Annotated in this window: 6 protein-coding genes; 2 read left to right on the top strand and 4 right to left on the bottom strand. The window is 55.3% G+C overall.

What is annotated here, in order from left to right:
- Window positions 1-69: 69 nt before the first annotated feature.
- On the bottom strand, window positions 70-1,521 hold the full coding sequence (locus tag HDF16_RS18670; RefSeq protein ID WP_184220033.1) for an MFS transporter: 1,452 nt from the start codon (window positions 1,519-1,521) through the stop codon (window positions 70-72).
- Between the two features lie 400 nt (window positions 1,522-1,921).
- Here HDF16_RS18670 and HDF16_RS18665 point away from each other — a divergent pair, with 400 nt between their 5' ends.
- Window positions 1,922-3,457 (top strand): EAL domain-containing protein, encoded by a 1,536-nt coding sequence (locus HDF16_RS18665; protein ID WP_184220030.1) that lies wholly within the window; start codon window positions 1,922-1,924, stop codon window positions 3,455-3,457.
- Window positions 3,458-4,097: 640 nt separating this feature from the next.
- Window positions 4,098-7,670: a TonB-dependent receptor gene (locus HDF16_RS18660; RefSeq protein WP_184220028.1), complete on the top strand. Its 3,573-nt coding sequence runs from the start codon at window positions 4,098-4,100 to the stop codon at window positions 7,668-7,670.
- A gap of 1,099 nt (window positions 7,671-8,769) precedes the next feature.
- On the opposite strand, the gene HDF16_RS18655 is transcribed toward HDF16_RS18660, so the two are convergent.
- From HDF16_RS18655 to HDF16_RS18645, 3 genes are read right to left on the bottom strand one after another with little or no spacing between them, the layout of a single operon-like run.
- Window positions 8,770-9,888 (bottom strand): glycoside hydrolase family 76 protein, encoded by a 1,119-nt coding sequence (locus HDF16_RS18655; RefSeq protein ID WP_221312890.1) that lies wholly within the window; start codon window positions 9,886-9,888, stop codon window positions 8,770-8,772.
- A 4-nt stretch (window positions 9,889-9,892) separates the two neighbouring features.
- Window positions 9,893-12,220 carry a glycoside hydrolase family 2 protein gene (locus tag HDF16_RS18650; protein ID WP_184220021.1) on the bottom strand — a complete coding sequence of 776 codons (2,328 nt, stop codon included), beginning with the start codon at window positions 12,218-12,220 and terminating at the stop codon, window positions 9,893-9,895.
- A gap of 21 nt (window positions 12,221-12,241) precedes the next feature.
- Window positions 12,242-13,381 carry an acyltransferase family protein gene (locus tag HDF16_RS18645; RefSeq protein ID WP_246409293.1) on the bottom strand — a complete coding sequence of 380 codons (1,140 nt, stop codon included), beginning with the start codon at window positions 13,379-13,381 and terminating at the stop codon, window positions 12,242-12,244.
- Window positions 13,382-13,400 lie beyond the last annotated feature (19 nt).

The following is a 13,400-nucleotide window of genomic DNA, read 5'->3' as shown; positions in this document are numbered from 1 at the left end:
GGCAGTTTGTTTGTGAGGCGAGACGTTGAACTGAAGAGGAATTTTGGCGTGACCAACATCGGTTGGGCGCTACTTGCCGGTCACCGCTACGTGTAGTTCTGATGGGATGCGAAGCTCTTCGAGAGGGCGTCTCTCCGCGGGAACTCCCCAGATAGCCTGAGCTAGCCCCGCAGCGATCATGACTGTGGCACCGGCGGTATACCCGATCAGAAGCGGAGTGCGCGAGGCGACGCTGGTGAGGTGGCCAAAGATGAGGGGACCGAAGACACCGCCAGCAAGTGTGCCGAAAGCGTAGAACACAGCGATCGCCGAAGCTCGAATCTGTTGCGGGAACACTTCGCTGACAGTGAGATAAGCGGAGCTTGCGGCAGTCGAAGCAAAGAAGAAGGTCACAGACCACCATGCTACCTGCTCCGTGAGTGTAAGGCGATGCTGGTAGAACAACAGGCTGGATGCGAACAGAGTGACGCCGGATAGGCAATAGGTTGCACAGATCATCTGCCGGCGGCCGATGGTGTCGAAGAGCCTGCCGAGAAGCGCCGGTCCAAGGAAGTTTGTTACCGCGATTGGAATGAAGAGGACGCCGACATGTGCGGGCGAAACTCCATAAAACTGCAGTAGGACAAGAGCGAGCGAGAAGAAGACGGAGTTGTAGAAGAAGGCCTGCGCAGCCATAAGGAAAAAGCAGAGGAATGATCGCCTGCGATAAGGGCCGGCGAGGATCTGCGCGATGGAGGCGAAGCTGGAGCGTGGAGATAACTCGATCTCGGATAGGGAAGGATGAGCGTGGTTAGCGGGAAGGGTCGCTTCGATATTTGCAATGACGGCTTCGGCTTCAACCGATCGATTGTGAGTGAGGAGCCAACGAGGGCTTTCAGGGATGTAGCGGCGAAGGATGAGGACGAGAAGTCCGATGGGGACGCCGGAGCAGAACGCCAGCCGCCAGCCTAGAGCTTCCCCGAAGACGGAGGGCACAAGGAAGGCGGTGGAGATTCCCGAGCCGAGGATGATGCCGAGCCAGAAGGTCGCGTTTATCCAGAGATCAACCCGACCGCGAAGACGGGCTGGAATAAGTTCGTCGACCGCCGAGTTGATGGCGGCGTATTCGCCACCGATGCCTGCTCCAGTAAGGACGCGGCAGAGGGTGAAAGTAAAGAGTCCATGAGAGAGGCCGGTGGCGGCCGTGGCGGAGAGGTAGAGGATAAGTGTCCAGGTGAAGAGCCGACGACGGCCGAAGCGGTCTGCGAGGTACCCGAATACGAGCGCGCCAACGACAGCGCCGACAAGGTAGAGAGACGAGCTTAGGCCAAGGTCGGCGTCAGTGAGAGAGAGGCCGGCGCGAGATTTGAGGGTTCCGGCAAGCGAACCGCCAAGGCTGCCTTCGAGTCCGTCGAGGAGCCATGTCACTGAAAGGGCGATGATGACGCGGGTGTGCCAGGTACTCCACGGAAGGCGGTCGAGCCGTGCAGGAATGGTGGTTGAGAGCGTCGGGACTGCATCGTTCGCGATGGCGAGGGTCATTCTGTGGTCCTATCGTCACGGCTGCCAACAGTGCTCAAGCACATTCGCGACTGAGCCGTGCATAAACAGATCCGATGAGCTCGGCGGGTTGATGCGAGAGAGCGTCCCGATTGGCAGGTATCGGTTCAGATAGAGAACGGCACCGCGGAGTTGCTTCACTTCGCGTGACTTCGCGGTGCAGAGAGGATCTGAAAGTGCCGCCGGTTCACCGAATTGGGCATCGCACACTAGCGTTTGAGTAAGAGACGGGCTCTTCGAAAGGGTCTACACTAGCACTCACCGTTAGCAAGGAAGATCTTCCGAACGAATCAGCGGGGAATTTATTGCGGCAATGACATACACCGTCAGACAGCGGATAAGACTCACGCTCGTCGTCACGATTCTCGCCTCGTTACTGGGCATGGCGGCCGGTTTCATGCTGTTCCGGGGTGTTGTCCTCCGTCTAGCAATGGTGGAGCTTGACCATCACGCCTGGCGCTACATGTTGCGTGCGGAAGACTCATCGAAGTCCTCGGAGCGTTTCCTCAAGACCATGGCTGCGGCGCGTCTCTCAGCCTGCTCAGACGCCGAGATTGCCTACATGCACCATCTACTATTTCAGTTGGAGTATCTGAAGGACGGCGGTCGGATGAGTGGCGGCAGGGTAGAGTGCGACTCTATGTTCCGGGCTTCGGAGCTTCCCCAAAAGCTTTTCAAGCCGGACTTTGTGCTCAAGGATGGGACTGAGGTCTACACCGATATCCGGTTGGTGCCAGGGGACCCGGAACCAAGAGTTGGTGTGCAACGGGGCGGCTTCTTTGTTTCTTTCCTCCATTGGCGTCCTGACCGTCTGGGTAATCTGCCGCTGAACTTTACCCTCACAGAGGTTGATGAAGCGGGTCGCCCGGCCGGCTGGCTGCACGGCGAGAGGCCACAGATTGATCCTTTCCTTCTTGCAAAAGATGGTTGGGCCAGAGCGGGCGACAGCTTGTACGCAACTCATTGCTCGCCTCACTATTTCAACTGCTTCACGGCTTTTGTAAATACAAGAGCCGTGCTCGACGCCAGGACTAAACAGTCCGTCTTCTGCACACTTCTGGGAGGAATAGCGGGCTGCTTCGTCGGTCTCTTTTGCCTCCTTCTTTATCGCCGCAATCGGAGCATGGTGCATCAACTTCGCCGGGCCATTCGGGATGAGAAGCTGCACATGGTCTACCAGCCAATCGTTCAATTGCGAGACCGCCGGATCGTCGAAGCCGAGGCTCTTGTACGCTGGACGGACGATGACGGCTTCGCGGTAAGTCCCGAGATCTTCGTGCATGTTGCCGAAGAGAACGGTTTCGTGGGCGAATTGACGGAACTGGTAGTCCGACTGGCGCTGAACGAATTGGGCGATCTATTGCGGGAACACCTCGATTTGAGTCTCAACATCAATGTGACGGGAATGGATCTTGCTGATCCCGCGTTTCTTCCTATGCTGGAGCGATCTCTGGCCGCTTTCAGAGTAGAGGCGCCCAGCGTGACCATCGAAGTGACCGAGAGTTCAACGGCCCGGAAGGCGACAGCCGTCGAGACGATCCACATACTAAGAGCGCGCGGGCACAACGTTTACATTGACGACTTTGGAACGGGTTACTCCAGCCTCTCTTATCTACATTCGCTTGCGGTCGATGCCGTGAAAATTGATAAATCCTTCACTCACTCGATCGGCACAATGGCAGTGACCTCAAGCATCCTGCCCCAGATATTGGCTATGGCGGAGACGCTGAGTTTAGCGGTGGTTGCCGAAGGGATTGAGACGGAAGAACAGGCTGATTATTTTGCCAGTTACGAGCAGCCAATTCTGGGCCAGGGCTGGTTGTTTGGACGGCCGGCCATGGCGGAGGATTTTTGCAGCCTTTTAGAAGAGCATGAAGTGGAGTCATCCCTTCTTACCCCGCCAGGGCACGGGGCCTGAGACGTCCAGGCAACACACCGCTAATCACCTCGCGGTGATCCAGGCAGAGCTGTTGATTTGATGGTCGACACAGCCGGATTTGAACTTACAACTTCCACCGTGTGAAGCTCGGGAATTTGCAATTCTGAAGAGTGCGATCGGATTGCTGCCTGGGAACGAGACGGGAAGATCGCGCCGCCGCGTATGCTGGCGCTGGCCCCCCTTAGCAGGTAGCAAACGGCGCACCTTCCGGGCCGTGTCCGTGCCGCCTTGGCGACACGTTTCAAACTGAGCTTTGATTGTGAGGCTAAGGGACCGATCACTGACTCGCGCTTGAGAGCCGAGAAGCAGTCCGCTTCTTCCGGCCTTTCAGTTGCGCCACTTTTACATTCAAGTACCGGCCAAACTTTACCCGAACATCGCCCCGCTTCGATTGCGTGACTGACATTTATGGGGTAATTTCGTCAACGAAATGATTTTTTCATTGACAAAAGATCATTCGGATCTGAAACTTCTCTTGTTCGCCTAAAACGATTAGCCAACTTTTCATGTGGGAATGCAGTTAGCCAATCGAATCGAAAGAGGGCCTCCCCTTATGCGTATTGGAATCGATATACCTTTCAAACTCAGGATGTTTGTGTTGGCTGGAGCAATTCTCTGCTTGTTAACTGGTCTTCAGGCCGACGCACAGGTCGATCAAGGTGCCATCACCGGGACGATCACGGACGCCTCAGCTGGTGTTATTAGCGGGGCCTCCGTCACGCTGGTTAGCCAGGAGACAAATCTTTCGTTTAGCAGGACCTCCGATGGCAGCGGATCATACAGATTTGCTCCAATCAAGATCGGTCTGTATACGCTATCGGTCTCGGCGCCGAACTTTTCTGCGTATAAGCGAGAGAACATTCGGGTTGACGTAAGCCAGGTGGTGGGCGTGAATGTTTCGCTCAAGGCAGGTGCGACGGAGTCGGTTACGGTGACCTCCGCCCCAGAGTTGCAGGTAGAGGATGGCTCGACAGGACAGGTCTTTACCACGTCTCAACTCGAGGACCTCCCAATCCTGGATCGCAATTATCTGTTCCTGGCACAGCTGACGACGGGCGTTGCCGCACCGAATCAAGGCAATTCACAAACGTCGGGGTCGGGTGCATTTTCGTCGAATGGCAGCCGAGTCTCGCAGAATGACTTCATCCTTGACGGTGTCGATAACAACTCCAACATGCAGGACTTTTTGAACGGCGCGACCTACGCGGTGCGTCCTCCACCGGAGGCGTTGGCAGAGTTCAAAGTCCAGACGAGCAACTATAGCGCGGAACTTGGCCGATCGACCGGAGCCGCAGTCAATGCTTCGATCAAAGCGGGAACGAATACCATCCATGGATCGCTCTGGGAGTATCTTCGCAATGACCGCCTCACGGCATTGAACTATAACTTCAACGCTCCGACGGTCGAGCCAAAGACCTCCTACCACGAGAACATCTTTGGAGTTACGCTTGGTGGCCCGATCATCAAGGACAAACTCTTCATCTTTGCGGACGTGCAGGGCACCCGGGTAAACATTTTCCAGCCGCAGCAGACGAATTTGACCGTTCCGACAGCCGCTGTGCGTACGGGAGACTTTTCGCAGTACCTGAATCCCGCGTTGACGAATGGCAACGGCGCGATCACCTTGTACAAGGTTGGCGGCAATGTAACGCCGACGGTTGGCGGCTCCGAAACTGCGAAGGATCCGACCCGCTATCTGACCTGCCCGACAAGCACTCCAGTCTACGAAACTGCCATCCCAGGGCAAAACGTCATCTGCCCGGCAGCGGTCAACGCGGTTGCGAAGACTGTCCTCGACCTGTTTCCACTTCCGAACCAGGGCGTAGACGGCCAGGTCGTGCAGAACTATACCGCTCCCGCCACTGCATCGCAGAACAATACGACGCAGTACGACGTTCGGCTGGACTATAACCTCAGCTCGAAGGACCAGGCGTTCGGACGGTATAGCTACAGCAACAATCCGTCCATCTACACTCCGCCGTTGGGCGTTCTTGATGGCGGCGGATACGGTGCCGACGGCCGCAACACGAACTATGCGAAGAGTGGCTTGTTCAGCGAGACGCACTTCTTCTCTCCGAATCTTTCGAACGAATTCCGCGTGGGCTACAACTTCCTTTCGGCCTCCTACCTGCCGCAGGGTGCGCAGACCAACGTTGCGGCACAGTATGGTCTGGGCGGCATTCCCTTTGGCCCAAACCTCGGCGGCTTTCCCGTTCTAGACTTCAACGGCGGCGGTTCGAACTTCGGAATTGGAATTCCAGGGTACGAGCCTTCGGCTGAAAAACAGAACGTGATTGAGTTCATCGATAACGTCGCATGGGTTAAGGGAAAGCACAGCTTCACGTTTGGTGTAAACATCCAGCACACTCGCTTTTATGGTCTGCAGTCAGCGAACTCCACCGGGTACCAGGGCTTCAAGGGAACGTACACTAGTGACCCCGGCGACGTATCCGGCAAGATCACCGGCGCCGGTCTCGCGGACTTCGAACTGGACATGGAAAACTATGCCGGTCTGAACAGCACCACTCCGGTCACGGACCTCCGCTGGTATAACGCAGCGTATGTCCAGGATGACTGGAAGATCCGGCCTAACCTGACCCTTAATCTAGGTATTCGCTGGGAGTACACCCAGCCGTTCGTCGAACTGCATGACTTCCAGGCGAACTTCTCTGGTAACTTCGCCGGGATGAACCAGGGAAGCGGCACGTTCTACCTGCCCGAATCGCAGAGGAACTATCCTATTCCTGCCTTCCTTGCTGATGACTTCGCCAAGGACAACATCGCGATCCAGTACACGTCGAATCGCTCGCTCGTGAATCCGGATTATCACGAGTTCGCGCCGCGTCTGGGTTTTGCCTTCCAGCCGAGGCCGGACATGGTGATTCGTGGTGGCTTCGGTTTCTTCTACGGCGGGCAGGAGAACATTGGACTGGGTCTTAACCTCTACAACAACCCGCCATTCTTCCTGACCAGCTACTACCAGCCGACTCCGAACCAGTGCTACAACACGGTCGACACGGGTATCGTTTGCCCAACAAATGGTCAGACACTAGAGACTGGCTTTGGTGCGGCGGCGACGTCCAACACCGCACTGCAGGCGAACGCGCAGCTTCCTTCTCTCTTCGGGCAGGACCGGAACGCGAAGAGCACTTATACGGAGTCATACAACGCGAGCGTCCAGCAAAGTTTCACGCCAACACTTTCGTTTACGCTTGGGTATCAGGGCAACGTAACTCGTCATCTGCGGGTAAGCTATGGCGCGAACCAGTATCCGGGGATCACCCCGAATGGAGCTGACAGCCAGACGTATCAGCCGTTCTTTGACTTTGGCAACATTGTCGAAGTCATCAATGAGGGCGACGCGAACTACAGCTCGCTGCAGGCGAAGCTCGAGAAGCGGTTCTCACATGGTGTGTCGTTCCTGGCTGGATATGCCTGGTCGCACAGCCTTGATGATGCCGTTCAGCCGATCCAAGGTACCGATGGTGGAGAGGCCGGTAATCCGGCGTTTCTCGGCTTGAAGTTCCAGTACGGTGCCAGTGCAACGGATGTTCGTAACCGGTTTACCTTCTCGCCCCAGTATGAGCTGCCATTCGGTAAAGGGAAGGCCTTCCTGAATCACGGTGGCATTGTGGACCAAGTGATCGGTGGCTGGAGGGCGACGGCTATCTTCCAGGTACAGACTGGAACGCCTATCGCTCTGCCGCAACTGTTCCGCGTGGGTGATCCTTTTGCCAAGGGCGGCACGGCAAATCCTGTTACGCAGCCGAACCAGACCTGCGCCGCGGACACAAAGACGATCGCACACTGGTTCAACCCGTGCGCCTTCGCCCAGGCTCCTACGGCTTACGCGACGCAGGCGCAATACGACGCTGCTGTCGCTGCGGGCGGTAATGCGGTTCTTCTGAGCCAAGCAGGAACGTTGCCTTATGGACAGCGGGGCAGACTGACAGTGACTGGACCCGGATTCAACCGGCTTGACATGTCGCTCTTCAAGAGCTTCAAGATCCCCTTCCACGAAGCTGCATTCGAGTTGCGTGCAGACGGTATCAACGTCATGAACACTCCATCATTCGCTGATCCAAACAATGGAATTACGGGAGGAAACGCTGGTCAGATTACGTCAACGAGATTCAGCGGACTTCTACCCAATGCCCGCGTCATTCAAGTTGCTGGACGTCTTACTTTCTAGACGACGTGCCCTCTTGTAGACACTCACCCAAATGTTGCTTAGCTAATTATTTGGGTCTTAACGCACTCATCCGGCACGTCCGGAAGGAGCGCCCAGCTCCGACCGTCAAACAGTGGCCGGCCTGTCTTAGGATGCTCTTCGACTGGTCGGTCACCGGACAGGTCCTTTCACCGAACCCTGCTCACTCGGTGAAAGGGTTGCGGCACGCGAATAAAGTGCAGCATGACAGCTTCCTCAAGCTTTCCTTCTGAGCAAAACGGGATCGCATCTGAAGCGCGATAGCTAGTCCTCTTTATCGACCACAAGTATCTTGGCCCTCAAGCGAATGCCTTCGTAGCTCAAACGTGACCATCATGCCAGCCGTTGGCTACGCTTGCGGGTGAGCCCCGGCTCTTCTACGGCCCAAACCTTCGCCAGCCATTTTTACGTTGGAGTCAAGTTCCTGAGACTCTAACTCGTTGATATATATATTTTTGATGGTGGGCACAGCAGGATTCGAACCTAAGACTTCCACCGTGTGAAGGTGCGTTGAAGGAGGCTGGCTAGACATTCTAAAGGGGTTACCAGCCGGTTGAGTCGACGAAAACCGGCATTCTGGGCCGTGTTTGGCATCAACTTTTTGACCAGTGGGCATGGGGCTGACCGTGGGGGACAGCCCATTTTGTTTCCGTCATTTCAGAGGATTCGTTCTCGTCATTGTTCCAACGTGTATACGGCTCGCGTTACGTCAACCGTGAACGCGAGTAGGCAAGATATAGGACTGGCGGGTCAGCAATAGCAGCTCTCCAAGATGCGATCGCATAATCGAGATCCGGCAGGCGGAGGACGACCTTTCGTGGAACAGGCTTCTCAATCTTTCTGGGTATGCATGTGTGCGGCCTCCTCTGTCGCAAACATGCCCAAAACTCAATGCGCTCTAAGGATCCACACCTAACAGACTCGAAACGTGCGTTAGCGATTTTGCACTCGTTGAGAAGCGATGCGGTTGGGAAACTGTGCCCATCCTCTTCCACGCCTGACTGACTACAGTAAAGACTGCGAACAGAGGTTCCCTTACGACTTCTTGTACCATTCGATTGAGCCAAAAGCAGTAAACAGGTCATCTCACTGTGACCACCGCAGCATTGAAAAGATCGATGCCGGCGGCTTGAGATGCTGCGCCGTACAGTGAATGCAAGTTGTCCCAATACGCGTTGATCTGGTTCCCGGAACTCTTTGGGAGGTTCCATGCACTATGCGCATTGTGTCCTATGAAGGCCGAGATAATTCTTCGGTCTGCGGCATTGCCAATATGCGGAAATAAGTGTCCGAGGTGATAGACGAAGATGCCTTTGAAGATTTGCCCGTCCACGGCAAGATCCTCGGCCGGTTCGACCAGAACTCCGGCGGAGTTCGATAGGTCTGAGATGGCAGCTTTGGCAATTGTTGTAGCTGTTGCAATGTGGCCTGAGTCTTTATCCATAAGATAGAGATTTATGAGGCCGCCGAGGATAACTCCCTGGTTGTAGGTGTACGTCTTCTGCCCATTGTTGGAACAATGCTTATCAAGACCGTCATTGACTAGATTTCGATCATTGATTAAGCCGGAGCGATGAAACCATTCCCACTCTTTAAAGGACCACGTGTAGTAGAGGCGATCTCCAGTTGCCTGATAGAGCAGCGTCGCCGCATAGAGGAGAAGTTCATTTGTGATGGCGTTCTTGTAGGTGCGCTCGTGGTCCCACCACATGCCTCCGCCGCAGGTGTCGTCCCAGTAGGCATCCGTGAGGTGCTTGTATTGAGTCTGGGCAAATTGCAGTAAGCTCGGGGATTTGTTGAGGTCGTAAAGTTTCAATGAAGAGATAACAGCCCATAGGTCATCGTCATTGCCATCCAGACCGTCTTTATTTGCGACTGCGAGTTCGACCACGGGCAAGAGCGTCTTATCACCACTGATTTTTATGTATTCCATCAAAGAGTCGGCGATCGGGAATCTTTGCCAGGCATTGATCCCAGTCCATGTCGAGGAGGTAGCAGTACGTGACAGCCACATCTTATCGAGGGTTTCGATCGATTTCTGTGCGCGATCAAGATACTCAGCACGGTTTGCCTTGGATGATACGACGGGGGCACGTTTTTGCACCGACTGGCCGGATGCAGCCTGTATCAAGACATTGGTGATCACCAGAATTCGTAGAACGCGAATCGCAGATTGGAGGTAGGTTCGGGAGCTTTTCATGGCGTTATAGGCCTCGTATATCCGAGGCGTTGCTGTTCAAGGTAAGTGATTTGATGCCAAAGACCGGGTGCTTCGCGGAGACGCGGATGGTTCCAGGCTGATCCGTCGTCCGAATCCAAACTGCTGCGGTACCCGCAACAAGCGCGAGCGTGGGTGTTCCAAGCAATATGGCTGGCCCTTCGAGAGTTACTTCGATTGGGTCATTGCTCAATGGTCGTCTCGCACCGTATTCGTCTGTGATCGTCATCGCCACGCGTGTAGCGTCCATTCCGTCGGCGATCAGGGCTGTATCATCGGCCGTCAGAATGAATTGCTGATCGATGCCTTTCGACGACAGCATCCGCGTGATTGCGACGGTGCCCCGGATGATCCCTTCCAGCTTCAAGTCGCCCCAATCATCGTTTCCGTCAGGCAAAGTGAGAAAAAATGGTGGATAAGCGAGGTGGGAATAGCGAGTTCGATCGGGTGAAAGGTCGATGACGTGGTGCCACGTCTCTCCCTTCTTGATCGAGCAGCGAATCGCCTCGCAGTTGGAACAGATCACGGCATGCTCCAGGCCGCCGGGTTGATCGTTTTGTGCGAAGTGAAAGCCTGGTTCAAGCACCGGCTCTTCGCTGGGCGCGCATTGCGAGCGGAAGAATCCCGCTGCGGGCTTTGGCTGACGGAAAGTGTCCATGACACCGTGATAGCAGATGTGATCGCCGGCGCCGAAGTCTTCGTGTGTCTGGTAGTCGAAGGCGCACCAACCTAGACCGCCCGAAAATGATTTATCCCCAGCGATCTGGTTGTAGATCTCCGCGTAGCGAAGGATTTGCTCCCGATGACGGGAGTTATCATCTCCTGGACGAACAGGAAACTCTGCTCCGACAAACTCTGTATTCAGGTAGAGCGGATGGTTTGGAGTCTTGAGTGGAAACGTGAAGTCGTTCATCGAGAAGACGTCCTCAAGAAGCTCCGACTCCTGGAAATAGCGGACACCTGTAGTCTGGCGCGTCGTGTCCAGAGAGTGGGCTAGATCATTCACCTTCTTGTAGAGTTCGTGGAAGTCTCGCGACTCGTTGATGCGAACGCTCCAAAGTATCACCGAAGGATGATGGCGATCACGTTCAACCATGCGGCGCGTGTTATCGAGGTAACGCTCTCTCCATAGTGTGCTGTCTCCAACGTGCTGCCATCCAGGAGTTTCATCGATGACCAGCAGGCCAAGGCGATCGCAGGCGTCGAGAAAGTGGCGGGATTGCGGGTAGTGTGAGCATCGCACCACATTGCACTTGAGTTCATGCTTGAGGATGTACGCGTCGCGGTGCTGCACACGAGCAGCCATCGCGGGACCAGCGAAGGGGAATGATTGATGCCGATTAAGGCCACGCAGCTTCAGGATGCGCCCGTTGAGACGAAAGCCTTCCGGAGTGAAGACGGCCTCCCGGAAGCCGATGACGCATATCTGTTCATCGACGACGGCGCCTTTGCGAAGGAGACGGACGCGAACCTGATACAGATGAGGCGCATCAAGCTCCCATCGCTTGATATCTTTCAAAGAAGTCAGCGAGAGGCTGACCTTTGCCGACTGAAGATCAATTGCTTTCAAGGGCTGTGAGGTGGTAGCAAGTTGATGGTTTTTGTCGAGCAAGGAAAGCTCGACTGTGTCAGGCCTCGCGACTCGATCAGAGGCATCACTCAAGTGGATGGTCGCGGAGAGCCCGGGGCTCGAAGTCATTACATCTTCCGCATACGCGAACACTTCACTGATATGGAACCTTGGAACAGCTCGCAGCGAGACCTGGCGATAGATGCCGCCATAGGTCAGATAATCGAGTTCATAGCCGAATGGAGGAATCTCTTTCTGTTCTCGCGAATTGACTTCCACTGCAAGGATATTTGGTCTGTCGAAGTCCAGCGACTCGGTCAGTTCGAAGCTGAAAGGAGTAAAGCCGCCTGCGTATTCCCCGATGAGCGCGCCATTGAGCCATAGCTTGGTGGACGTCATCACTCCTTCGAAGTCAATGAAGATGCGCTGATGTCGAAGCTCGGGAGGTAAGGAAAAGTATTTGCGATAAATCGAAGCAAACTGGTAGCTTCGTTGGTCGATGTTGTGCCACGGCACGAAGACGTTGCTATGGGGGAGCGTGACCGCGGTAAAGCTTTCCTCGTTGAACTCGCGCTCGGTAGCGCCCTCATCTAGAGTCCGTGACCAAAGCCAGTTATGGTCGAACGGTATCACCTGCCTGCCAGCGATCTGCTGGTTCGAGGCGGCAAATGCGGGAGCATAGCGCACCGCGCTGGCTGCCGTTGCGCAGGCGACGCTACTCTTCAGAAAGTTTCTACGGTGCATGGCTTTCTACTTTCTTACGGATTAGAGCTTGAGGAATACCTTCTTCCGATAAAGGACATACATTGGTATCCAGCACACGAAGACGAAACAGATCGAGTAAATCAAGGAGCCGAATGCTGGATTGACGACCGGATGGAACAGGGTGAAGTAAATCCGCTGCTGCAGAGAGTCGACCGGGGATATACGGATAGCTGCTATGCCGGAAGAGAGCAGTTCGGAGAGCACATAGGCCGAAATAGCATTCATGCCGAGGACAAGGGCCGGAGTTATCCAACGAGCAGAGACTTTACGGATATCGAAGAGATAATAACTGGCTCCCAGGCCGAGCAAACTCCAGCCTCCGGCGAATAAAACATAGGAGCTTGTCCAGAGCCTCTTGTTGATGGGGAAGCTGACATCCCAGATCAAACCACCGGCGAGAAGCACAATTGCGGCGAACAGAAAGCCGAGGACCTTCGCTTGAGGCGAGCGGATGGAGCGCAGCCAGAACGCGGCGATCATGCCCAGGACCACCGACGCGAACGATGGCAGATCGCTGAGTAGACCTTCCGGGTCTCGTGTTCCTTCGAACAGGCGGCCCGGGAATACCTGCCGATCGATCCAAGCCGTCAGGTTGATGTCATGGTCGAGCAGCGGGAAATCTCGCACGGGCAGGCCGTGGCCTGGAACTGGAACCCAGCGCAGTAGAACCCAGTAGCCGATTAGGATCGCAATTGTCAGCCCTGCCATCACTGAAACCTTGCGAGTTACAGAGAGCAGCAGCACGCCCAGAATGTAGCAGACCGCGAAGCGTTGAAGAACGCCATAGATCCGCAGCGTTGAAAGATGGAAGTATGGGAAGCCGTTGACGACGAGACCCCAGAAGATCAACAGTGCGAATCGTCTGAGGGCATGAAGGAAGATCGACGCTCTTGTGGCACCGCGGTCAAGCTTGCCGGAGAGCGAGAGCACCAGCGAGATGCCCATGATGAAGAGGAACGTAGGAAAGACGAGGTCCGTCGGCGTGAAGCCGTTCCATGGCGAATGGTTGAGCGCGCGATAGGCGAGGTCATCGCGCCCGTTATTATTCACCAGGATCATGAATGCCACGGTGACGCCGCGAAGCACGTCAATTGAGAGGAGGCGTTGGCTACCGTGGGATACCTGATTAGTGGCGGTCAAGGAAACTCCTGTCAGGGCT

Source organism: Granulicella aggregans (genome assembly GCF_014203275.1).
Lineage (GTDB): Bacteria > Acidobacteriota > Terriglobia > Terriglobales > Acidobacteriaceae > Edaphobacter.
The sequence above is the reverse complement of the archived record's forward strand: the minus strand, read 5'-3'. Positions and strand labels throughout refer to the sequence as shown.